23 protein-coding genes and 1 riboswitch are annotated in these 23125 nt (G+C 34.6%); of the genes, 7 read left to right on the top strand and 16 right to left on the bottom strand.

What is annotated here, in order from left to right:
• The first annotated feature begins 60 nt into the window (after window positions 1-60).
• Entirely contained in the window at window positions 61-1035 is a 975-nt protein-coding gene (locus KRR19_RS10795) for an asparaginase (RefSeq protein WP_105967085.1), read from the top strand.
• A 61-nt stretch (window positions 1036-1096) separates the two neighbouring features.
• On the opposite strand, the gene ypdA is transcribed toward KRR19_RS10795, so the two are convergent.
• The 4 genes from ypdA to KRR19_RS10775 all read right to left on the bottom strand — a co-directional run bounded on the left by ypdA (window position 1097) and on the right by KRR19_RS10775 (window position 6390).
• Window positions 1097-2083: a bacillithiol disulfide reductase YpdA gene (gene ypdA, locus KRR19_RS10790; RefSeq protein ID WP_002480984.1), complete on the bottom strand. Its 987-nt coding sequence runs from the start codon at window positions 2081-2083 to the stop codon at window positions 1097-1099.
• A 153-nt stretch (window positions 2084-2236) separates the two neighbouring features.
• On the bottom strand, window positions 2237-3784 hold the full coding sequence (locus KRR19_RS10785) for a LysM peptidoglycan-binding domain-containing protein (RefSeq protein ID WP_207021193.1): 1548 nt from the start codon (window positions 3782-3784) through the stop codon (window positions 2237-2239).
• Between the two features lie 273 nt (window positions 3785-4057).
• On the bottom strand, window positions 4058-5434 hold the full coding sequence (locus tag KRR19_RS10780) for a RecQ family ATP-dependent DNA helicase (RefSeq protein ID WP_002480986.1): 1377 nt from the start codon (window positions 5432-5434) through the stop codon (window positions 4058-4060).
• Window positions 5434-6390: a helix-turn-helix domain-containing protein gene (locus KRR19_RS10775; RefSeq protein ID WP_216733624.1), complete on the bottom strand. Its 957-nt coding sequence runs from the start codon at window positions 6388-6390 to the stop codon at window positions 5434-5436. The genes KRR19_RS10780 and KRR19_RS10775 overlap by 1 nt, the downstream gene beginning before the upstream one ends.
• A gap of 98 nt (window positions 6391-6488) precedes the next feature.
• Between KRR19_RS10775 and KRR19_RS10770 the strand changes: the two genes are divergently transcribed.
• Window positions 6489-6737 carry a ferredoxin gene (locus tag KRR19_RS10770; protein ID WP_002480988.1) on the top strand — a complete coding sequence of 83 codons (249 nt, stop codon included), beginning with the start codon at window positions 6489-6491 and terminating at the stop codon, window positions 6735-6737.
• A gap of 116 nt (window positions 6738-6853) precedes the next feature.
• Here KRR19_RS10770 and KRR19_RS10765 read toward each other — a convergent pair whose 3' ends face one another.
• From KRR19_RS10765 to KRR19_RS10740, 6 genes are all read right to left on the bottom strand, one after another.
• Window positions 6854-7402, bottom strand: coding sequence for an ECF transporter S component (locus KRR19_RS10765; RefSeq protein WP_002480989.1), 549 nt, complete (start codon window positions 7400-7402; stop codon window positions 6854-6856).
• Window positions 7403-7461: 59 nt separating this feature from the next.
• Window positions 7462-7597: riboswitch (FMN riboswitch) on the bottom strand.
• Window positions 7598-7709: 112 nt separating this feature from the next.
• Entirely contained in the window at window positions 7710-9467 is a 1758-nt protein-coding gene (locus tag KRR19_RS10760) for an ATP-binding protein (protein ID WP_002480990.1), read from the bottom strand.
• Window positions 9451-10173, bottom strand: coding sequence for a response regulator (locus tag KRR19_RS10755; protein WP_002480991.1), 723 nt, complete (start codon window positions 10171-10173; stop codon window positions 9451-9453). Before KRR19_RS10755 ends, KRR19_RS10760 begins: the two co-directional genes overlap by 17 nt.
• 319 nt (window positions 10174-10492) lie before the next feature.
• Window positions 10493-11227 carry a pseudouridine synthase gene (locus KRR19_RS10750; RefSeq protein WP_156666985.1) on the bottom strand — a complete coding sequence of 245 codons (735 nt, stop codon included), beginning with the start codon at window positions 11225-11227 and terminating at the stop codon, window positions 10493-10495.
• Entirely contained in the window at window positions 11220-11768 is a 549-nt protein-coding gene (gene scpB, locus KRR19_RS10745) for an SMC-Scp complex subunit ScpB (RefSeq protein WP_057510490.1), read from the bottom strand. The genes KRR19_RS10750 and scpB overlap by 8 nt, the downstream gene beginning before the upstream one ends.
• The gene (locus KRR19_RS10740; protein WP_023015178.1) at window positions 11758-12489 is read right to left on the bottom strand and encodes a segregation and condensation protein A; all 732 of its coding nucleotides are present in this window, start codon (window positions 12487-12489) and stop codon (window positions 11758-11760) included. The genes scpB and KRR19_RS10740 overlap by 11 nt, the downstream gene beginning before the upstream one ends.
• 102 nt (window positions 12490-12591) lie before the next feature.
• Between KRR19_RS10740 and KRR19_RS10735 the strand changes: the two genes are divergently transcribed.
• The gene (locus tag KRR19_RS10735; protein ID WP_002480995.1) at window positions 12592-13104 is read left to right on the top strand and encodes a DUF309 domain-containing protein; all 513 of its coding nucleotides are present in this window, start codon (window positions 12592-12594) and stop codon (window positions 13102-13104) included.
• Window positions 13105-13127: 23 nt separating this feature from the next.
• On the opposite strand, the gene xerD is transcribed toward KRR19_RS10735, so the two are convergent.
• From xerD to KRR19_RS10720, 3 genes are all read right to left on the bottom strand, one after another.
• Window positions 13128-14027 (bottom strand): site-specific tyrosine recombinase XerD, encoded by a 900-nt coding sequence (gene xerD / locus KRR19_RS10730; protein ID WP_002480996.1) that lies wholly within the window; start codon window positions 14025-14027, stop codon window positions 13128-13130.
• A gap of 22 nt (window positions 14028-14049) precedes the next feature.
• Window positions 14050-14502 (bottom strand): ferric iron uptake transcriptional regulator, encoded by a 453-nt coding sequence (gene fur / locus KRR19_RS10725; protein WP_002480997.1) that lies wholly within the window; start codon window positions 14500-14502, stop codon window positions 14050-14052.
• A 105-nt stretch (window positions 14503-14607) separates the two neighbouring features.
• Window positions 14608-15150: an NUDIX hydrolase gene (locus tag KRR19_RS10720; RefSeq protein ID WP_023015176.1), complete on the bottom strand. Its 543-nt coding sequence runs from the start codon at window positions 15148-15150 to the stop codon at window positions 14608-14610.
• An 85-nt stretch (window positions 15151-15235) separates the two neighbouring features.
• On the opposite strand from KRR19_RS10720, the gene KRR19_RS10715 reads away from it, so the two are divergent.
• A complete protein-coding gene (locus KRR19_RS10715; protein ID WP_002480999.1) occupies window positions 15236-16144 on the top strand; it encodes an aldo/keto reductase in 909 nt (302 codons plus the stop codon).
• 109 nt (window positions 16145-16253) lie between these two features.
• Here KRR19_RS10715 and KRR19_RS10710 read toward each other — a convergent pair whose 3' ends face one another.
• The gene (locus tag KRR19_RS10710) at window positions 16254-17015 is read right to left on the bottom strand and encodes an SDR family NAD(P)-dependent oxidoreductase (protein WP_199183487.1); all 762 of its coding nucleotides are present in this window, start codon (window positions 17013-17015) and stop codon (window positions 16254-16256) included.
• Window positions 17016-17148: 133 nt separating this feature from the next.
• On the opposite strand from KRR19_RS10710, the gene proC reads away from it, so the two are divergent.
• Window positions 17149-17958, top strand: coding sequence for a pyrroline-5-carboxylate reductase (gene proC, locus KRR19_RS10705; RefSeq protein ID WP_002481001.1), 810 nt, complete (start codon window positions 17149-17151; stop codon window positions 17956-17958).
• Between the two features lie 88 nt (window positions 17959-18046).
• On the opposite strand, the gene rnz is transcribed toward proC, so the two are convergent.
• Window positions 18047-18967, bottom strand: a complete 921-nt coding sequence (gene rnz / locus KRR19_RS10700; RefSeq protein ID WP_023015174.1) for a ribonuclease Z — start codon at window positions 18965-18967, stop codon at window positions 18047-18049.
• A gap of 137 nt (window positions 18968-19104) precedes the next feature.
• On the opposite strand from rnz, the gene zwf reads away from it, so the two are divergent.
• The gene (zwf, locus tag KRR19_RS10695; RefSeq protein WP_002481003.1) at window positions 19105-20589 is read left to right on the top strand and encodes a glucose-6-phosphate dehydrogenase; all 1485 of its coding nucleotides are present in this window, start codon (window positions 19105-19107) and stop codon (window positions 20587-20589) included.
• A gap of 135 nt (window positions 20590-20724) precedes the next feature.
• Window positions 20725-21579 (top strand): effector binding domain-containing protein, encoded by an 855-nt coding sequence (locus KRR19_RS10690; protein WP_156666983.1) that lies wholly within the window; start codon window positions 20725-20727, stop codon window positions 21577-21579.
• Window positions 21580-21644: 65 nt separating this feature from the next.
• On the opposite strand, the gene gndA is transcribed toward KRR19_RS10690, so the two are convergent.
• Window positions 21645-23054 carry an NADP-dependent phosphogluconate dehydrogenase gene (gene gndA, locus KRR19_RS10685; protein WP_002481005.1) on the bottom strand — a complete coding sequence of 470 codons (1410 nt, stop codon included), beginning with the start codon at window positions 23052-23054 and terminating at the stop codon, window positions 21645-21647.
• Window positions 23055-23125 lie beyond the last annotated feature (71 nt).

The raw sequence follows: 23125 nt of genomic DNA, 5'->3' as shown, positions 1-23125 counted from the left end.
TGTCGTTTATTCATATTTATTTTATCATAAAAACGTATTATAGAGATAGGAGCGATGACATTGAAAAAGATTTTAGTCATGCATACCGGTGGTACAATCAGTATGTCTGAAGATGAAAGCAATAAAGTAGTAGAAAATGAAGAAAATCCCATTTCAAAGCACCATGATATTATCAAACAATATGCAGACGTTACTGAGATTAATCCTATTAATCTGCCGTCTCCCCATGTGACAATTGCAGATGTTGTTAAGCTCAGGGATGTTATTGAAGAAAACAGCAAGCATGATCAATACGATGGTTTTGTAATTACACATGGTACAGATACTTTAGAAGAAACAGCATACTTATTAGATTTAATTACACAAACTGACAAACCTATTGTAATCACAGGTGCAATGCGCTCCTCTAACGAAATCGGTTCAGATGGATTGTATAATTTCATTTCAGCACTTCGTGTGGCTGCTTCAGATGATTCATCTGATAAAGGTGTAATGGTTGTATTTAATGATGAAATTCACACTGCGCGAAATGTAACTAAAACACATACATCAAATACGAATACTTTCCAAAGTCCTAACCATGGACCATTAGGTGTATTAACAAAAACGAGTGTACAGTTTCACCATAAACCGTACAGACATAAAATTTTAGATAAAATCAATCCGAAATTAGATGTACCTATTGTTAAAGCTTATATGGATATGCCGAGTGATATTTTCTTGTTTTACAGTGAAAGAGCAGTTGACGGTATTGTAGTTGAAGCCCTTGGGCAAGGTAATTTACCCCCTACTGCTTTAAAAGGATTAATGGCTTGTTTAGATAAAGGTATTCCTGTAATCCTGGTATCAAGATCATTTAACGGTATTGTTGGTCCTATCTATGCTTACGAAGGCGGCGGATACGATTTAGCACAAAGAGGCGTCATCTTTTCAAACGGTTTGAATGGTCAAAAAGCACGTCTTAAGCTCCTTGTTGCGATGAGCAATCATTATGATAAAGAACAACTTAAAGCATACTTTGATGCACAAGTATAATTGGATATAACTAAAAACCGAGAAGCAGCTAGTACTGTTTCTCGGTTTTTTGAGTATTGAATTAAGATTCAAGCGGTGTTTGTTTTTTAGCAACAATATTTTGTGCAATAATGCCACCGTGGAACTTGCCATTTTCAATGAAAATAGTATTTGCATCATTACCAGCTGCAATAACACCTGCAATATAGCAATTTTCTACATTTGTTTCGTAGGTTTCTCTATCATACACAGGTGCAGTACCGAATTCATTTGTATTAATATCGATACCAATCGTTTGTAAGAAGTCATAGTCTGGATGATAACCGATCATCGCAAAGACATAATCGTTAGGAATTGTATAAGATTCGCCTTCTTGTTCAAATGTTAGGCTATCCTCATCAATCTTAGTCACGTTTGCATTAAAATGCATATCGATTTTTTCATGTCTTACTAATGATTCGAAGTTAGGTAAAATCCATGGTTTGATTGCTGATGAATAATCTGAGCCACGGTAAAGTACTGTCACATTTGCACCTGCTTTTTCTAGTTCAAGCGCCGCATCAACTGCTGAGTTTTTACCTCCAATAATCACAACGTTTTGGTCAAAATAAGGATGTGCTTCTTTGAAGTAATGGAAGACTTTTGGCAATTTAGCACCCTCTACTTCCAATTCGTTATGTTGACCGTAATAGCCTGTCGCAACAGTCAAGAAACGACATTGATACGTATCTTTAGTTGTTGTAATTGTGAAGCGTTTACCCATTTTTTTAACTGTAAGCACTTCTTCAAATGCATGAATATTTAATTGATGATACTTAACAACTTCTCTATAGTACACCAACGCTTGATTTCTTCTTGGTTTATACTCTTCAACGATGAATGGTACATCGCCGATACTTAATTTATCACTAGAAGAAAAGAATGTTTGATGCGTAGGGTAATTATAAATAGACTCTACAACATTCCCTTTTTCTATTACTAATGTTTCAATTCCTTTTTTCTTTTGTTCAATCGCAGCACTTAACCCACAAGGTCCGCCGCCGATAATGATACTTTCTACTGTTTGCATACAGTTGACCTCCTTCTTCACACCCCTAATATTATATCAGTCATACAAATTTTTAAAAGGTATTCATCTTTTTTCATCTAAGAAAGATTAGAAATTGTGAAGCATTAATGAAAGAAAAAACCTCACTACCATTTTGTAGTGAGGCTACTATCATTATTGTGGAATAACTAGTTGTTGTCCATTTGAAATATTATTGTTGCTTAAACCATTTGCACGTTTGATTTTTTCAACATTTTCTGGTGTACCTTCACCATAATATTGGATTGCAATTCTATATAAGTTTTCTTTACCGTATACTGTATGTGTTTGGCCACCTTGATTATGTTGTTGTGCTTGTTGCGCTTGTTGGTTTTGGTTGTATTGATTGTTTTGTTGACCTTGCTGATTTTGATTATATTGACCGTTTTGGTTTTGTGCAGCGTTTTGTTGTTGATCATAAGCATTTTGGTCTTGATCTTGTGCTTGTGATTCGTCAGTTGCTTCTGAATCTGAAGCGGCATGATGTTTAGAATGATCGTGTTTTGCTTTATCAGATTTTTTATCTTTGTTTTTGTCTGCTGCTTTTTTATCTTTATCTTCATTTTTATCTTTATTTTTGTCTTTATCCGATTTTTGTGCAACTTTGTTGTCGTCTTGTGCTTTATGACTGCCTTGTTCTGTTAATGCTAAACCAGCAAAAATTGCGATAGCTGCGATTAATAATAAGCCTAAAAGTAAAGGAAGTAATTTTTTTAATCCGCCTTTATTCTTTTTAGGAGGTTCTCCGTCATTGCCAGCACTGCCGTTTCCGGAACTACCATTGCCAGAACCGCCATTACCTGCGCCTCCGTTTCCAGTACCTGCATGCGCTGATTTGCTTGCAGCAGCGCCTCCAGCTACACCAGCCGCACCGGCAGCTGCAGCTTTTTTACCAGAGTTGTCTTTTTTCGCAGTGTCTTTCTCTTTAGGTTGTTCATCAGCTTTTTGTTTTTCGGCCTTTTTCTTATCAGAATGTTTTTGAGCGGCTTTACCAGCAGCAACGCCTCCAGCTACACCAGCTGCACCGGCAGCAGCAGCTTTTTTACCAGAGTTGTCTTTTTTCGTTGTGTCTTTCTCTTTAGGTTGCTCTTCAGTTTTTTGTTTTTCATCTTTTTTCTTATCAGAATGTTTTTGAGCAGCTTTACCAGCAGCAGCGCCTCCAGCTACACCAGCTGCACCAGCAGCTGCAGCTTTTTTACCAGAGTTGTCTTTTTCAGTATTTGTGGGTTCTTCTTTTTTGATATCCTTATCTTTCTTATCTTCTTTAGTTTCAGAAGCTTTTTCATGATTTTTTTCTAAATCTTTACCGATAATACCGCCGCCAACACTGCCTGCTGCTGTACCTGCAGCTTTTTTCTTGCCGTTTTGTTGACCTTTTACAGTTTCAGAAATATGACCTTTTGACTCTTTTTTCGTTGGTTCTTCTTCTTGGCTATGTAAGTCATTTGGTTTTTCTGTTTTTTCTTCACGTTGATGTGTTGCAGTAGCACGTCTTCTTTGACGTCTTTTATGCGCGTTTCTCGGTGGGAAATGTTGTTCCTGCTTTTCTTTTATAGGTTCTTCTTGATGATTTGTTTCTGTGTCAACTGACTCGTCTAAATGATCAGGCTTTTTATGAGATGGTTTAGGATCAATCGATTGACGGTTGCGTTCAAAATCATCTTTGAAATTGTTGTTTGACAACGTCATCATCCTTTCTATATTAAAAATATTTTTATTTACATATGTAGTGTTCATACCCTAAATGAAGAGGTTGAAAAACACATCTTGTAAGTTAATTATAACTTGCAATACATACTAAGCAAAGAGAATTATACCCTATCTGCAACTTGTTTTTCAAAATAAAGTATCCATTTAACTACGTTGTCACAAGTTTATATTATTTCTACTAATATCTCTAGGATGTAAGTGGTTATTCACTAACCATAACATTAAATCAAAGGATAATGATTAATATTAAGTAAATATTTGGTTTAATTTTTCTAAATAATCCATTTTTCTTGCGACTTTCTTTTTATTTAATACATTTATAGGTTGAATTGTATTATCATTGTCACAACATTTTTCTGTCGGAGTGATCGTTTCTCCGAAATATGACATTAAATAATGACGTCTGCAAGTTGTTAAGTTTTTGTATCCCATCATGGTTAATAACCCTTCTTTTTTGCGTTGTTCTGAGATTGAGAAAATCGTTTTTATTTGTTCGATTGTATATTGAGTTGCTAAAACATCAAGAATTTCTGCCTTTTGTTCAGGTAAGTTGGCACCTTGATCAAATGCATCAATATCAGCTTCAGTTATGATATCCGCAAAAAGAATAGTTTCTAATAAGAAATAGTCGTCTGGTTGATAAAGACTGATAGCTTGGCTAAGTTGTCCATCCCTTCCGGCACGACCAATTTCTTGAAGGTAACTTGAAGGGCTGACCGGTAAATGATAATGAATGACTGTGCGGATATCAGGTTTGTTAATTCCCATGCCAAATGCACTTGTTGCGACAATCATAGGAATTTTATTTTGTATGAATTGTTGTTGTACAGTTTGTCTTTCTTGATATGATAAATCACCATGGTATATGCCGGTAAGGTAACCTTCATCATAAATCATTTGCGCTAGTTCCCTACACTTTTTCTTTGAAGATACATAAATAATAGTTGGTCCTGAATGTTCTATGAAAGATTTTAACCATTCATTTTTCTCGGCGTTATTTTCAAAGTTGAGATGAGATAACATAATATTATCTCTGCTCATTTTGGTTTTGACCACCTTCAATTTTGTCTGTACGATATCTTCTATATCCTCTTGTAAATGTAATGGTGCAGTCGCAGTCAGTGCGAGCAATGTCGCTTTTGGAAATTTTTTAGTGATTCTGCCAATTAACGCGTAATGCGGTCTGAAATCATAACCCCACTCTGTAATACAGTGTGCTTCATCAAGCACAATCATACCTAAATCTATCGAATCAATCCATTTAATATTATCTTGATGCAAGATGAATTCAGGACTTAAAAAGATAAACTTTGATGATTTCAATTGTTTTAAATTCTTCATCTTTTCTTCATAACTCATACCAGAGTGAATGTAACTGACAGAACGCTCTCCGTTCTTTCGCATCTGCATAACTTGATCATCCATTAATGAAATTAGAGGAGAAATGATAAGTGTGGGTTTTTGTTTAATATAAGTCGGCAGTTGATAGCACAAACTTTTACCACTACCAGTAGGTAAAATGCCTAAAGTGTGCTGATGATTCAATACATTTTCGATAATAGGTTTTTGACCTTCTTTAAATGAATCAAAGCCAAACCATTTTTTTAAAGCTTCTTCCAGCATCAAATCCCCTCCCTCGCTAATATGGTAATCGCAAGTTTAATTTCGAAATAGCTCATATTAGGAAACGCTGCCTTAAAATTTCGTAATCGTTCTTCTTGGCGGTCAATATAAAATGTTTTAAATTCATTTAAATCTTCCTTATCCAAATACAAGCTGTAATCAGTAAAATATCCTTTAATATATAGCTCAATGATATGGTCTTCAATTGTATTTAATTTTACGCCTTCTTTTTGTGCAATTGCTTCTAACGATAAACCGTCATTTACTAACTTTAATGTATCTTTAGTATTGATAGAAAGCGCAGGTAAGATAATAGCTTGGTGCAAGGTAGGAAAAGTCTCTTGATCTTCCAATAAATGCATCATCTCGACTAAATCATTCATTTTAATGATGGCTAACTCTGACATTTTTAAATTTTCGATTAAGCTGACTTGTTGGTTCGTATACATGACTTCATCATAACCTTGTAAGAAATAATGCAATATAGAACGCGGCTGTGCTTGGTTTAATAGTTCGAAAAGCTGATATATCTCTGTTTTAAATGCATCTAAGCTTTGCTGTGCTTCAAGCTTAAAATAAATAGTTTTTACTCGCTTTTGTACTTTACTGATTTCTGAAACGGGTATAAAAGAAAGCGTGTGATGTTGTTTGAATGAAATGGTTTGTATTAACAACTGCAAAACTTGAAAAGTCTGTTGGATACTTTCAAAGGTATAACGTGTTGAAACTTTTAACGGAATTGATGATAAATCTTCGTTATTCTGATGATAGATTCGTTCGAATGACGTATATTTTAAATCAGGTTGACTATGATATAATGATAAAAGTTGTTGGCTACATGCATCAAAGTAGGTTTGATGCGTTTTAGCACCAATCAGTATATTGTAGATACTTTTGTCAGTTTTATAATGAAATGCATGTTTTTTTATGTATTGAATTATTTCGTTCAAATCCATCATCACCTATGACTTATAGTATTGAAAAAAGATAAACTGGTGTTAAAATATAAATTACGTTATCAGTGTAGCATTTTTAGAGAAGGAGGCGAAGTAAATTGGCTAAATATACGATTGTAGATATGGATACATGCATTGCTTGCGGCGCATGCGGTGCTGCAGCACCTGACATTTATGATTATGATGATGAAGGTATTGCTTATGTTATCTTAGATGATAATGAAGGGACAGCGCCTGTTCCAGAAGAATTATACGAAGACTTAGAAGATGCAGACGAAGGTTGCCCAACAGATTCTATTAAAATTGCAGACGAACCGTTTGATGGTGATGCATTAAAATTCGAATAGTATCAATCGTGAGACCAGTTGGCTGTCTTCGCTTAACATAGATTGATAAAACAAGACAGATGATGTCTTAAAAAATCCCCCGGAAAAATATTTCCGGGGGTTTCTTTAGTTTGTTATTAATAACGCAGTGCTTTCTTTAATCGTTTATATAACAATAAGAAAACGATAGATACTACGATACCTTTAATAATATTGAACGGTATAATACCAGATACTATTATGATTTTTAAGTTTTTCATGACATCGCTTAAGTTCATAATCATACCGTAAAGCGGTAATAATACGAAGTAGTTTAAAACACTTAATACCAATGTCATGACGATTGTACCTACAATGAGGCCAATGATGATATTGAAGCGGCTTTTAACCGCTTTGCTGACATAGTACGCAGTTAATAATAAACTTACTGCTGCTACAAAGTTTGCTAAAGGCCCAATTGGATCTCCCATGTTAAATAAGAAATTCAATAAGTTTTTAATCAATTCGACGATGATGCCTGCTATAGGTCCAAAAATAAAGGTTGCTAATAAAGCAGGTACATCACTAAAATCTAAAGTTAAGTACGGAGGCAAAAATGGTAAAGGAAATTTGATAAACATCAAAATAAAAGCAATTGCACTCAACATACTTATGACGATGAAACGTTTGTTGTTTTGTTGATTCATAAAGGCTCCTTCCATTCATCTACGTGAATAGGAGGATTTCATTGCACAACAAATAAACCCTCCATCTTCTCCCATCCAGACTATACTGTCGGCTCTAGAATCTCACTAGATCAGCCATATCTATCAATCGATAAATACAGGTCGCAGGCTTAAATTACTGCCGGTTGGGAATTGCACCCGACCCCGAAGATGAATTTCATTAATATTTTATTTTCCTATTTATTGTAGCCGATTTATCTTAAAAGTTCAATCCGATTGCTTAACTAGGAAAATAAAAAAACTTGGGCGTTTCGCCCAAGTTAAATGATTATGCTTCATGATGATGTGGTTTTGGTAATTTAATAATGAAAGTCGTGCCTTTACCTAATTCACTCGTTAAATTAATTGTACCTTCTTGTGCTTCAATAATCATACGACTGATGAATAGACCAAGTCCTGTTCCCTCTTTGCCGCGTTTTCTAGAAGCATCTACTTTATAGAATCTATCGAAAACTAATTCTACATGTTCAGGTGCAATACCACTGCCAGTATCTGAGATATATAAAATATCGTAATTATCATCTTCGCCAGTTGTGATTTTAATGGAATCTCCAGGACCAGTATATCTTGTCGCATTATCGACTAGGTTTGTAAGTACTTGTTCCATTCGATCCGAATCATAGAACCATAATTGGTTGTGTGTCTCTGGCGCGAGATCTATATCAATTTCTAATTCACTTGCTTGTTGACGATATTTCAACTGCATGCGATCAAGCAATTGGCTGATAGGTTGCACTTCTTTGTGAATAGATAAGCCTTCAGCATCCATTCTCGCAACATTTAACAACTCATTGACTAATCGATTCAAACGTTGTGTCTCATCTAAGACAATAGAAAGCGAATCTCTAATTTCTTCAGGTTCTGAAACTACACCGTCTACAATCGATTCCGTATAACCTTGCAATAAGGCAATTGGTGTTCTGAGTTCATGTGAAACTGTCGCAATAAAGTCTTTTTTCATTTGATCCAGTTTGTGTTCATTTGTCATATCTCGAATGATTGCGACAATACCACTGCTGCCGTTTGGTTGGAATTGATCAATATAACTCATAATTACCACATAATAACGGTTATTGACTTCATATTCTTCAAACTGTGTTTCCTTATCTGTGAAAGTATTATTCATTTGTTCAACGAATAATGCTTTGTTTTCTCCATCAAGCTCATTTTCCATTTGCTGAGCGAGTTGGTTAGATAGGATGATTTCCCTATTCTCATTAATACCCAATACACCTTCTACCATCGAATTGATTAAACTTTCTCTAATATTTTTAGAGGCTGAGATTTCATCAATATGACGTTGGATTTCATTGCTCATCAGGTTGAATGAGTGTGCGAGTTCACCTATTTCATCTTTTGTATGAATATCGTTCACTAAAGAATAATTGCCTTTAGAAACGCCGGTTGCTTGGGTTCTGAGTTGGCGAAGCGGTTTTGTGATTCGTGATGATAAGAAGAATGCGAATACAGTGGTCACGATTAAGAAAATAACCGCTGTAACAAGTATGATAATGGTAATAACATTATTTGTATCATCGATGCTTTTTAGGTCTTGGTAAATAAAGACTGCACCATTAGGATGTGTGTTATCAACTTTTGTTGGATATCCTACTAAAACATACGTATGTTTTTGACCATCAACAGTCATTTTAATATGTTCAGATGCTTTTTGTTTATTGTCAAATACTTGCGCAAAGTCTTTATCTTTTTGAATCACATCCATCATTTGTTCTTTGAATTTTGAATGTGAGTTATAATATTCATCCTTTTTATTTTTCATTATAATCAAACCGCTTGGGCCTTCGATAAGCATTTTACTATGTTTGATAGCTAATGATTTATTATCTGACTCCTCTAGCAGATTACTGATACGATGTGCATCGTTGACTAAAGAATGTTCAGTATCTTGCGTATAATACTGTTGGATGAATGTGATTAATGCAGCACTAAGTAAAATTAAAACTGTCGTTACTATTAAAATAATAGTTAACCACAGTTTTATGACGACATTATTGAGTCGTTTCATCGTTGTTGTCGACCTCAAATTTATAACCAACGCCCCATACAGTTTGAATCATTTGAGCTGCATCTTTTGAGACACGGTTTAATTTTTCTCTGAGTCGTTTAACATGAGTATCTACAGTACGCAAGTCTCCATAGAACTCATAATGCCAAACATCTTTTAATAATTGTTCACGGTCGAATACTTTGTTAGGTGTTTTCGCTAAGAAAATTAATAATTCGTATTCTTTAGGTGTTAAATTGACTTGTGTACCATCTGCAAGTACACGGTGTGCATCATTATCAATAACCAAATGCTTAAATTCGATTAAATCTCTAGCATGTGGTTCATTTTGATCTGAAGTTGCTGTTAGCGTGCGTCGTAATAAAGCTTTTACTCTAAGTACGACTTCTCTTGGAGAGAATGGTTTGACGATATAATCATCTGCACCTGATTCAAATCCTTCTACACGGTTCGTTTCTTCCCCTTTTGCAGTTAACATAATGATTGGAGTTTCTTTGTACTCTCTCAAACGGTTTGCAACTTCAATACCATCGATTTCGGGAAGCATCAAGTCTAACAAGATACAAGCATAGTCATGATTTAAAGCTAAATCTAATGCTTCTTTGCCGTCTCGAGCTTCTTCGATATCAAAAGATTCTCGTTCTAAATATAATTTTAATAGTCTGCGAATTCTTTCTTCATCATCAACGACAAGAATTTTTGTCATAATTTTATGTACCTCCCATATGAGCATTCAACAATAGTTGTCCAATAAGAAAGACAGACAAGTCCTAAAACATCATAAACATCATGAATGATTTCCTGTATTGATAAAATATCTGTCATAACTTTCTCGGATTTAATAATTTGAGTATCGTCTTCATATTTTTATTATATATAAAGGTTGTAAAAAAAGACGATTTTTCACTACAAAGCATATTATAACATAAGCATATATCAACAAGTTAATTGTAACCTTGTGAATAAAAATAGATTAACATAATTTGTGCATAATTTCACAAACTTTTATGCTGTTGCTACAAGTTTTAACCATTTGCGGCTAAATTGCGAAGTTTTTTTACTTCATGTGGCGTTAAGACACGTCCTTCTCCAGCGTTCAAGCCTTTTAATGTCAGACCACCCATTTCAATACGCGTCAATTTTGTTACTTCATGACCGAAATGTTCGAACATACGACGTACTTGTCGATTTCTACCTTCTGAAATTGTAATTTCAACAAGTGTTGTATTTTTTTCTTTATCTTGATTTTTAATTTTAACTTCTGCTGGATGTGTTTTTCCGTCTTCTAATTGAATTCCTTTTTCAAGTTGTTTCACTTCATCGCGCATCAAATAACCTTTTAATTTAGCTACATATTTCTTTTTAATTTTATAACGAGGATGTGTCATTAAGTTTGTAAACTCGCCATCATTAGTTAAGATAAGCAATCCAGATGTATCGTAGTCTAAACGGCCAACTGGATAGATACGTGTTTCTAAATCCTCGAAATAATCAGTTACGACTGTTCTACCTCGATCATCAGATACACTTGTGATAACTTGTGCTGGTTTGTAAAATAAAATATAAAGTTTGTCTTCTTGTTCTAATTTAACGCCTTCAACTTCAACATTATCTGAAGGTTTTACTTTAGTACCTAATTCAGTTATAGTTTCCCCGTTCACTTTAACTTTACCTTCTGTAATTAATGTTTCTGCTTTTCTTCTAGACGTATAACCGCTATTTGCGATACGTTTTTGTAATCTCTCTAATTCTTTACTCATTATTATCTCCTTTTTGGTTAATTAAATTGTTGAAGAATGATTCTATTTCTTCTTCCTCTTCTTCGGTCGTTGGTAATTCATCTATATTTTTCATGCCGAATACATTTAAGAATAACGGCGTAGTATATAATTGTTGGCTTCTTGAATTGTCTTCATCTTTAGCTTCGATTAACCCTCTAGCAATCAATGTTTTGGCAGCACCATCAGAATTAATTCCTCGTATGACTTCAATATCACTTCTTGTGACAGGTTGGTTGTAAGCAATGATTGAAAGGACTTCCATGGCTGCTTGAGATAGTTTCATATTAGATTGTTGCTTCACAAGTTGTTCGATATAATCAGCTAATGCTTGTTTAGTTGTCAGAACTAATGTGTTTCCATATTGATGAATCATGAGTCCGGGTGATTCATAGTCAGCTACTAATGCAAGCAATTCTTCCTCAGAGATATCTAATATGTCTTGCAGCTGAGTTATTTCTAACCCCTCATCCCCTGCTGTATATAATAAACCTTCTAATATTCCGATTTGCTTAAGCGCCATAATTTACACCTCGAGTTATATTAATGTCTGCGAATTCTTTATCTTGTGTAATTTGAATAATGCCTGATTTAGACAATTCTAAAATTGCTAGAAAATGTGTAACGACATGCTCTGTTGTCTCTTTAAAAGTGAACAAACTGAAGAAATTAAATGACGTTGCTTTTGCCAAACGTTCAGACACTTGTGTTGACGCTTGTTCAATCGTAAATGTTTCTTTTTGGATAGTAACTTGTCTCGGCGTGTCAAATGAAGCTCTAGTCTTGATACGTTGATACGCCATAATTAATTCAGTAAGGTCAATCGTATGGTTTTCATCCCATAATTCTGCAGTTTCTAAATGACTTAAGTCAGTTGGATGTTTACTATAGTACTGTTCTCTTTGAACTTTCATTTCATTTAGAAATTCAGTATATTCTTTGTAGTTTTGATATTCTATTAATCTTCCTACTAGATCTTCACGAGGATCGTCTAAGTCTTCATCTTCTAGATCTGGTTGTTGCGGCAATAACATTTTGCTTTTAATCATAAGCAGCTCTGATGCTACAACTAGGTATTCACTTGCAATATTAATTTCTAATTGTTTCATCGCATGAATATAATTCATATATTGTTCGGTTAAAGCTTTCATGGGAATATCATAAATATCAATTTCATATTTATGTATCAAGTGTAATAATAAATCGAGCGGCCCATTAAAAGCATCTAGTTTAACTTCGTACATCCATTTGTATCTCCTTTAATTGCAAGTCGCATTTGTCATTCAGTACAATATTATACATCAATCATTATAAGAATTAAACGAGAAACAAGGAGCGCTTTACAGATGAAACAAGCATTAATCGAGTTTTACTATCAGTTCCACACTAAACAACATTATTTTTTGTGCCATGATATTTTAGAAGACGCATGGAAAGCTCAATCTCATTTCACGAAACAAGACGCTGTAGTGAGTTTAATTTTGTGTGCGACCGGATGCTATCACTATAGACGCGCAAATTATAAAGGTGCACATACATTATTTAATCGTGCTTATCGAGTTGCTCATGCGAATTATGCTAAATTAGATCAATTAGGATTAGAAAGCAGAAGTTATCTAATGTTATTACGTGAGTTAATTGAAAGTACTAATCAGGAGCTACTATTTAAACCAGTAGAATTACCTTTACTATCAACAATGAAAAAACAAATCAAACGCATTTATCCTGATTATGCAATCATGCATCAAATTAATACACTTCCTTATATCTGCGACCATCACTTGTTAAGAGATCGTCATGAAGTTGAACAAGCAAGATTAGAAGCATTAAAACAAAACCAATTGAAACATAAAAAATAGTGCATGAACCAAATGATCATGGCTCATGCACGTGGATGGAATTCGTTGTACATTTTTCTGATTTGAGATTTCGAAACATGCGTATAAAGTTGTGTAGTTGAAATATCAGAATGTCCTAACATCTCTTGAACTGCTCTTAAATCTGCCCCATTTTCTAGTAAATGTGTCGCAAATGAATGACGTAATGAATGGGGTGTCAGCTTTTTAGATATATTGGCTTGGACACCATATTGTTTAATGAGTTTCCATATTCCTTGTCGTGATAAAGGTTTGCCGTGCATATTTAAAAAGAGTACGTCCGTAACTGTACGCTTTAATAATTGCGGACGAACAGTTTCGATATACTTTTTCAAATAATCAATCACCGTTTCACCTAAAGGGATAATCCGCTCTTTGCTTCCTTTACCGAATACGCGGACAAAGCCCATAATCAGATTGACATCCTCGACTCTGACATGAATCAACTCTGTTACACGCATACCCGTTGCATAAAGAAGCTCTAGAATAGTTCTGTCACGATAGCCGTTGTTTTTTCCTAAATTCGGTGTTTCTAACAACGCTAAAACATCATCGACATCTAACACATCTGGTAATCTGCGTTCATATTTCGGAGTTTCAATTAAAACTGTCGGGTCTTTTGCGGCATAGCGTTCTCTGAGCGCAAATTGATGGAAGCTTCGAACAGTGGAGATAAAGCGTGCGATTGATTTTGCGGAATGACCCTCATCGTGTAAATATCCTAAACATTGTTGAATCGTTTCTCTATCAATAAAATCTATATGTTTAACCTTTTTTAATTCTAAATAGGCTTTATATTTATTTAAATCACGACGATAGGCCCCAATGGTGTTAACACTTAAACCTTTTTCAATTTGGATGAACTTTAAATATTCCTCAATAATATTTTGAAAATTCGTTTCCAATCCGTTCACCTTCTAACCTAAACTAACTCTCTTTTTTCTTTTGTTGGCACTCACGACAAATACCATGAAATGTCAAACGGTGGTCTAAAATTTTGAAATGAAATTCAGATTCTACTCTTTCTTCGACTTTTGGCAATAAGTCTTCGACAATTTCTTCAACTTTACCACATTCCATACATACAAGATGGTGATGGAAGTGCTTTTCGCCTTCTTTTTTCAAGTCGAAACGTGAAACGCCATCGCCAAAGTTGATTTTATCGACGATTTTAAGTTCAGCAAGCAGTTCTAAAGTACGATAGACAGTTGCTAAACCAATTTCTGGTGCTTTGTCTTTTACTTTTAAATAGACATCTTCTGCACTGAGATGATCTTCTTCGTTTTCAATAAGCACTCTTAACGTTGCTTCACGTTGTGGAGTTAATTTGTAGGATGATTTTTGTAACTGTTGCTTCACGCGTTTTAAACGTTCTTCCACGGAAGCCTCACTCCTCTACTAATAATTATTATCATTGTAATGTAATTTAATGACTCATTTATAAATTACCAGTATTTGAGGCAAATTGCAACACATTCTCATTTGTTATTTAGAATGATTATAATGTGATAATACGTGTTGTAACGCGATTAAAGTTTTGGCATCTTCAATTTTATGATTTTGTACTAAATCATTGATTTCATCGAGACTCAACTCTACTTGTTCAACAAATTCATCTGGGTCTAGATGGACCTCGCCTTTTACTAAATCGTCAGTGAAATAAATAGCGATTTTCTCATTTGCGAATCCAGGAGAGGTATAAATATCAGCAATTAATTCTAAACTATTCGCTTTATAACCTGTTTCTTCCTCTAATTCTCGTAAAGCTGCTGATTTTGGTTCTTCCCCTTTTTCTAACTTGCCTGCTGGGATTTCTAACAATACTTGTTCAATCGGTTTACGATATTGTTTAACGAAAACTACTTTGTTTTCGTTAGTTAATGCACATACTGCAACTGCACCTGTGTGATTAACAATTTCACGTTTTGAAGTCTTGCCATTTGGTAATTGTACTTCATCTACATCTACTTCAATAATTTTACCTTTGTAGATAGTTTGTTTATTTAATGTTTTCTCTGTTAAATCCATTTGAATCACGTTCCTTTTAACTATATTGAAATACTGATAAACTAGCAGTGTTAGACAATTAAAGTGTATCGAAAGGAGTCACAACATGCAAAAGAATGTTTTGAATAGCGGTTTAGAGATTTCTGAATTAGGTTTAGGGTGTATGAGTCTTGGTACAGAAAAGAAACATGCACAAGCCATTATCGAACGTGCCATTGAATTAGGAATAACATATTTTGATACAGCAGACATGTATGACAAAGGCATCAATGAAAAGTTAGTAGGAGAAATTTTGAAACCGTATCAAAACTCAGAAGATATCGTTATCGGAACCAAAGTCGGTAACCACCTTCAACCAGATGGTACGACATTTTGGGATCCTTCTAAGAAACACATCAAAGAAAGTGTCAAACAATCATTAAAAAACTTAGGTGTCGATCAAATAGATTTATATCAATTACATGGCGGAACAATTGAAGATCCGCTTGATGAAACAATCAGTGCTTTTGACGAATTAAAACAAGAAGGATTAATTCGTGCCTATGGTATCTCTTCTATTCGCCCTAATGTTATTAAATATTATTTAGAGCACAGTCAAATTGACACTTGGATGGCACAGTATAATTTGATTGATAATCGTCCTGAAGATTTAATTCAACAAGCACATCAAAAAGGTGTTAAAATGCTCGCGCGTGGACCATTATTTAAAGGATTACTGACAGCTGAAAGCAATACAGCGTTAGACCAAAAATTTGCGGATGGTATTTTTGATTATAGTTATCAAGAACTTGGCAGTACAGTCGCATCGCTTAAAGAAATTGAAAATAATTTATCAGCACTCACTTTCAATTACTTATTAACACAAGACGTTTTAGGTTCAATTGTGGCAGGTGCTAGTAGTGTTGAACAACTAGAAGAAAACGTGAAGAATTATCAAACACATGTGGATTTAACACGTTTACATGCCGCAAAAGAACGCGTAAAAGATTTACATTATACAAATCATCTCAACTAAACCACTAAATCATAAATAGGAATATAAATGAATAAGACTTGTCATCTCCTCAAAATAACGTCACGTTGTTACTGAGAACTATTTTGGACGGATATGACAAGTCTTTTTATTATGAGTTTTTATTATTAAATAATTGCGGTGCCAACCTTTCAAGTGTTCTTGGTGATAATTGATAGATTTTCAAAAGTTTGTGCAACCATTTAGGGCGATTAACTTCAGCCTTTCCTTTTAACATCGCAGAAATGATATCTCTCGCTAGTACATTAGGATCTAACATAAACTTATCAACTTGTGCAGCATAATTTAGTGTAGGATCTGCTTTAGCATGAAATGGTGTACGTATCGGTCCTGCATTTACTACTGTCACTTGATAATCTGGCTGTTCCAATCTTAATGTGTTTAATACTTGATTAAATCCTGCTTTACTTGCTGCGTAGTGACCACTTGCTGTTTGGATAGAAAAAGCTGCTAAACTACTGACACCGACTATAAAAGGATGTTGTGTAAAATAAGGTGCAAGTTGAGATAATAATAAGTTGAAATGAAGGACATTAATGGTATACGTTTCTATCATTTCCTGTTCACTATGTTGCAGTATAGGTTTAAAATATCCCAACCCTGCACTATGTATAAATCCATCGATTGGTTTTGAAAATGTGAGTTGATGAATATCTGTTGCATCATTTAAATCACAATACTTTGAATCTAATAAGTGTTGATTGACTGGAAAATGTGTTTCATTAAATTTTTCTATGTTTCTTACTAGTAAAGTTACATGAGCACCTTTGGCTAAAAGTTGTTGCGTAAGTGCATAGCCAAGTCCACTCGTGCCTCCTGTTACGATAAAATGCTTTCCTATTATCTGTTGCATTATAATCCTCCGCTCTGTATGAGTTGTATATCCGTTGAAATTATAGCCTCAAATTAACATTGTTGTGCAAAATGATTGATATTGCTATGATAAGTGTATCAATTATCAAAATATAGGGAGTGCTATTCAAAATATGAAAATTGTATTCTATGGTTCAGGCAACATGGCTCATGCTATTTTTGCAGGAATAATTGCATCTGAAGTAATCGATCCTAATGATATTTATATTACAAACCGTTCTAATGAAGCGGTCTTAAAAGGCTATGCTGACGAATTAGGCGTTAATTATAGTTATGATGACGCCGCATTATTAGCAGATGCTGACTTTGTCTTTTTAGGAACGAAACCCTATGATTTTGAAGCATTAGCTGATAGAATCCGTCCATATATTACAGATAAAAATAGATTTATTTCCATCATGGCTGGTATCTCGATACAGTATATCAGAAAACAACTTGACCATGATAACCCAATTGCACGTATTATGCCTAATACGAACGCACAAGTCGGTCATTCAGTCACAGGTATCAGCTTCTCAGAAAACTATAAGCAAGAAGATAGAAAACAAGTTATTGATATTGTCCATGCGTTTGGTTCAGAAATTGAAGTTCAAGAAGATGCGTTGCATCAAGTCACTGCGATTACTGGCAGCGGCCCTGCTTTCTTGTATCATGTGTTTGAACAATATGTAGAAGCGGGTGTCAGACTTGGTTTAGATAAAGAAGAAGTTGAAGAATCTATACGTAACTTGATAATCGGAACTGGAAAAATGATTGAGCGTTCTGATTTAAGTATGGAACAATTAAGACAAAACGTGACTTCTAAAGGTGGAACGACGCAAGCAGGCTTAGATGCTTTAGCTCAACACGATATTGAAAGTATTTTCGAAGATTGCTTCAATGCGGCAGTAAAAAGAAGTAAAGAGTTATCGAACGACGAATAAGTTAAAATTGATAAAAGAAATGCTGAGACAGTTAAATTATCTGCCTCAGCATTTTTATATTTCAAACGCATCAAAGTCTCTTACGAATTTATATTTCAAACGCATCAAAGTCTCTTACGAATTTAAATTTTAAATGTGGATAATGCTCTTGTAATTCAGCATACAACACATCGATATCACTCAGGTTATAACGGTTACTAATATGATTCAACAATGCTTGTTTCGCATGAGAATCTTCTAATAGTTTTAATACATCTGAAATATGGCTATGATGATGACTATCCGCTAATGTTCTATCACCATCAATATATGTAGCTTCATGAACAATCACGTCAACATCTTCAGAAAGTAAATATTCATTTTTACAAGGCATGGTATCGCCGAATATTGCGATTTTAGGACCTATTTTATCTGAACCTTTAAATTGTGATGAGTCATAAGTTTGATTGTTGAATACAAAAGTATTTTGTTCTTTGACTTCTTGGTATTTTGGTCCTGGTTCCATACCGATAGCTTTTAATGCAGCGACATCTATTTTACCAGGTGTGGTTGGTGCTTCAATACGATAGCCGAATGATGGTACACCATGATTCAAAGCATATGCACTGATTGTAAAACCTTCGTGATGGTAATGTAATTGTTCATCAATTTCTATAAATGTAATTGGATAATTTAATTTAGATAATGAGGCTTGTAATGTCATTTCAACATAGCTTTTAATACCTCTTGGCCCAATGATTGTTAAGGGTTTATCTTCCCCGCCTTGGAAAGAGCGGCTTGTTAATAAGCCAGGTAAGCCGAATATATGATCACCATGCATATGGGTGATGAAAATATGGTCTACTTTTCCGAGTTTAATCGAATGATGCAAGATTTGATGTTGCGTTCCTTCTCCTACATCGAATAGCCATATTGAATTTGAATAGGGTTCTAAGTTGAGCGCTATTGCTTGTGTATTGCGTTCTTTGGTTGGCAACGCCGCTCCAGTACCTAAAAATGTAATTTCCATTATAACGCTCCTCTCTACACGTTAGTGTACCATATCTAAAATGACAAACACGAAGAAATTTAAGCATAAATGTGTTACATTAATTCTTCATAGTTTATAATAATAGCATATCTAATATAGAATTGAGGTTTTGAATCTTGAGTAATAAAAGAAAGCATATACCATGTTTGATTACAATTTTTGGAGCAACTGGTGATTTAAGTCATCGAAAGCTGTTCCCTTCACTATTCCATTTATACCAACAAGATAATTTAGATGAACATGTTGCAATCATTGGTATTGGCCGTCGTGACTATTCGAATGAGCATTTTCGCAACCAAGTTAAGTCATCTATTCAAGCTCATGTAAAAGATACAAAACACCTTGATCAATTTATGGAACATGTATTTTACTTCAAACATGATGTCAGCGAAGAACAAAGCTATGATGATTTATTGCAGTTTAGTAATCAACTCGATTCAGAATTCGGCTTACAAGGAAATCGTCTATTCTACTTAGCTATGGCCCCTAATTTCTTTGGTTTAGTTACGGATTACTTAAAATCATCTGGTTTAACTAAGACAAGAGGATTCAAACGCCTTGTAATTGAAAAACCATTCGGCAGTGATTTGGCTTCAGCTGAAAAATTAAACAAACAAATTAGAAAATCATTTAAAGAAAATGAAATTTACCGTATTGACCATTATCTTGGTAAGGACATGGTACAAAACATCGAAGTGTTACGATTTGCGAATGCGATGTTTGAACCTTTATGGAACAATAAATACATTTCAAATATTCAAGTGACTTCATCTGAGATTTTAGGTGTTGAAGACCGTGGAGGGTATTATGAATCTAGCGGTGCATTGAAAGATATGTTCCAAAACCATATGCTTCAAATGGTAGCGTTGTTAGCGATGGAACCGCCGATCAGTTTAAATAGTGCAGATATCCGTGCGGAGAAAGTAAAAGTGTTAAAGTCGTTGCAACCATTGGATTCTGAAGCGGTTCGTACAAACTTTGTACGTGGTCAATATGATGCTGGTGAAATTGATGGCAAGTATGTTAAAAGCTATCGTGAAGAAGATCGTGTCAGCGAAGACTCAATCACACCTACTTTTGTTTCAGGTAAAGTCATGATTGATAACTTCCGTTGGGCTGGTGTACCATTCTACATCCGTACTGGTAAACGAATGAAACGTAAATCTATTCAAGTCGTGGTTGAATTTAAAGAAGTACCTATGAATTTATATTACGAAAAAGATAAGCATTTAGATTCCAACTTATTGGTTATTAACATCCAACCTAATGAAGGTGTTTCTATTCATTTAAATGCGAAGAAGAACGTACAAGGTATTGAAACTGAACCAGTTCAACTATCATACTCAATGAGTGCACAAGATAAAATGAATACCGTTGACGCCTATGAGAACTTATTGTTCGACTGCTTAAAAGGTGATGCAACAAACTTTACACACTGGGAAGAATTAAAATCAACTTGGAAATATGTTGATGCAATTCAAGAAGAATGGGATCAAGTTGAACCTGACTTCCCTAACTATAAATCAGGTACTAACGGTCCATTAACAAGTGAATTGTTATTAAGTCGTGATGGATTCCACTGGTGGGACGATATACATTAATATCAGTTTAAATTTATGAAGACAAGACAGTGTCACAACATTGATACTGTCTTGTTTTTTTAACGTCTTTTTGTAGGAAAGTCATAGAAGAATACGGTATAATATAGGACAATAGTTATTTTAGGAGTGAGCAGTTTGGACGTTATCAAGCAAATACAACAGGCCATTGTTTATATTGAGGACCGTGTTTATGAGCCTTTTCATTTGCAAGATTTAAGCGATTACGTTGGCCTTTCTCCCATGCATCTAGATCAGTCTTTTAAAATGGTTGTCGGCTTATCTCCTAGTGAGTATGCAGAAGCTAGAAAATTAACGAAAGCAGCTGAAGATGTGATTGTAGGGGCTTTTCGTTTAGTAGATATCGCTAAAAAGTATCATTATGAAGATACAAATGATTTTGCTAATGCATTTAGTGATTATCATGGCATTTCCCCTATTCAAGCAAAGCTGAAGCAAGATGAGTTGAAAATGCAAGAAAGATTATATTTAAGAATAGCAACAACGGATCGTCCACCTTATACGTATAGATTGGAAAAATCTGAGGATCACGCATTAGTCGGTTATGCTAAATTTGTGAATACAGAGGACTTAAGCAATCCATTTCTTGTTGCTGATTTTTTAGAGGATTTATTAGTAGATGGTAAAATTAAAGAACTTGAACGTTATAACGATGTAAGTCCTCATGAACTATTTGTTGTAAAGTGCCCACTGGAAAATGGTGTTGAATTGTTTATAGGTGTACCAAGCGAACGGTACCCCGCTCATTTAGAAAGTCGATTTTTACCCTCTAGACAATATGCTAAGTTTAATTTACAAGGTGAGATTGATTTTGCGGTCAATGAAGCATGGCACTATATTGAAACAAGATTGCAGCTGACGTTGCCTTATGAAACTGAAGCTTTGTATGTAGAGGTTTATCCATTTGATATTTCTTTCGACAATCCTTTTACAAAAATTCAATTATGGTTGCCTGTTGATTTAGATGAATAATTAAAGTGAAAAGCACACTATCAGAAATGATAATCTGATAGTGTGCTTTTTATAGATTTATAAAATTATTTTTCTTCAGCCCAATGTGTATGGAATGTACCTTCTTGGTCTTTACGTTGATAAGTGTGCGCACCGAAGTAGTCACGTTGTGCTTGAATTAAGTTTGCTGGTAAGTTTTCTGAACGATAGCTGTCAAAGTAATTAATGCTCGCAGCAAATCCAGGTGTAGGAACACCATTTGCAACACTTTCAGCAACAACATCACGTAATGCTGATTGATAATTTGTTACGATATCTTTGAAATAAGGATCTAATAATAAGTTTTGTAATTCTGGATTATTATCATATGCCTCTTTAATTTTTTGTAAGAATTGTGCACGAATAATACAACCTGCTCTCCAAATCATAGCTAAATCGCCAAGTTGTAAGTTCCATTCGTTTTCTTCACTTGCTTTACGCATTTGCGCAAAACCTTGTGCATATGAACAGATTTTACTCATATAAAGCGCCTTACGGATTTTTTCTAAGAACTCATCTTTATTACCTTCAAATTTTGGTGATGGGCCAGTTAATTCTTTAGAAGCAGCGACGCGCTCATCTTTCATTGATGAGATAAAGCGTGCGAATACAGATTCAGTAATAATTGTTAATGGTACACCTAGTTCTAATGCATTAATAGAAGTCCATTTACCAGTACCTTTTTGACCTGCTTTATCCATTACTTTTTCAACTAATGGGGAACCGTCTTCATCAAGTTTGTTGAAGATTTCACCAGTAATTTCAATTAAGTAACTTTCAAGTTCGCCTGCATTCCATTCTTTGAATGTATTTGCGATTTCAGTATGTGACATATGCAATGCATCTTTCATTAATGCATAACTTTCAGCGATTAATTGCATGTCAGCATATTCGATACCATTGTGTACCATTTTAACGTAATGTCCTGCACCGTCTGGACCAATGTATGTTACACAAGGCGCACCATCGTCAGCTTTAGCAGAAATTGCTTCTAAGATATCAGCAACTTTGTCATATGCTTCTTTTTGACCACCAGGCATGATTGAAGGACCAGTCAATGCACCTACTTCTCCTCCTGATACACCTGTACCAATAAAGTTAATGCCGCTTTCTGCTAATGCTTTGTTACGACGAATCGTATCTTGATAGTTTGTATTACCACCATCGATTAAAATATCACCATCATCTAATAATGGTAATAAACCTTCGATTGTCGCATCCGTTGCCGGACCTGCTTTAACCATTAAAAGAATTTTACGTGGACGTTCAAGTGAATTCACAAATTCTTCTAAAGAATAAGTTGGGTGAATATTTTTGCCTTTTGATTCTTCGACCATTGTGTCAGTTTTTTCTTTTGAGCGGTTATAAACTGAGACTGTATAGCCACGAGATTCAATATTCCAAGCTAGGTTTTTACCCATTACGGCTAAACCGACTACACCAATTTGTTGCGTCATATTACTTACCTCTCTTTGATAAAATTTTCTATTTTATTGTATCACAATTAGCGTTCCTGCTCACTTATTCA

The organism is Staphylococcus sp. CWZ226 (assembly GCF_018986355.1).
Classification (GTDB): Bacteria; Bacillota; Bacilli; order Staphylococcales; family Staphylococcaceae; genus Staphylococcus; species Staphylococcus simulans.
Note: the sequence above shows the minus strand (reverse complement) of the source record. Positions and strands in the feature narration are given on the sequence as shown.

Bases quoted from the DNA above. Each gene is read 5' to 3' on its own strand.
- ypdA (WP_002480984.1), bottom strand. From the start codon at position 2,083: ATGCAAACAGTAGAAAGTATCATTATCGGCGGCGGACCTTGTGGGTTA.
- KRR19_RS10780 (WP_002480986.1), bottom strand. From the start codon at position 5,434: ATGCTGGAAGAAGCTTTAAAAAAATGGTTTGGCTTTGATTCATTTAAA.
- KRR19_RS10775 (WP_216733624.1), bottom strand. From the start codon at position 6,390: ATGGATTTGAACGAAATAATTCAATACATAAAAAAACATGCATTTCAT.
- KRR19_RS10765 (WP_002480989.1), bottom strand. From the start codon at position 7,402: ATGAATCAACAAAACAACAAACGTTTCATCGTCATAAGTATGTTGAGT.
- KRR19_RS10760 (WP_002480990.1), bottom strand. From the start codon at position 9,467: ATGAAACGACTCAATAATGTCGTCATAAAACTGTGGTTAACTATTATT.
- KRR19_RS10755 (WP_002480991.1), bottom strand. From the start codon at position 10,173: ATGACAAAAATTCTTGTCGTTGATGATGAAGAAAGAATTCGCAGACTA.
- KRR19_RS10750 (WP_156666985.1), bottom strand. From the start codon at position 11,227: ATGAGTAAAGAATTAGAGAGATTACAAAAACGTATCGCAAATAGCGGT.
- scpB (WP_057510490.1), bottom strand. From the start codon at position 11,768: ATGGCGCTTAAGCAAATCGGAATATTAGAAGGTTTATTATATACAGCA.
- KRR19_RS10740 (WP_023015178.1), bottom strand. From the start codon at position 12,489: ATGTACGAAGTTAAACTAGATGCTTTTAATGGGCCGCTCGATTTATTA.
- KRR19_RS10735 (WP_002480995.1), top strand. From the start codon at position 12,592: ATGAAACAAGCATTAATCGAGTTTTACTATCAGTTCCACACTAAACAA.
- KRR19_RS10720 (WP_023015176.1), bottom strand. From the start codon at position 15,150: ATGGATTTAACAGAGAAAACATTAAATAAACAAACTATCTACAAAGGT.
- KRR19_RS10715 (WP_002480999.1), top strand. From the start codon at position 15,236: ATGCAAAAGAATGTTTTGAATAGCGGTTTAGAGATTTCTGAATTAGGT.
- KRR19_RS10710 (WP_199183487.1), bottom strand. From the start codon at position 17,015: ATGCAACAGATAATAGGAAAGCATTTTATCGTAACAGGAGGCACGAGT.
- proC (WP_002481001.1), top strand. From the start codon at position 17,149: ATGAAAATTGTATTCTATGGTTCAGGCAACATGGCTCATGCTATTTTT.
- rnz (WP_023015174.1), bottom strand. From the start codon at position 18,967: ATGGAAATTACATTTTTAGGTACTGGAGCGGCGTTGCCAACCAAAGAA.
- gndA (WP_002481005.1), bottom strand. From the start codon at position 23,054: ATGACGCAACAAATTGGTGTAGTCGGTTTAGCCGTAATGGGTAAAAAC.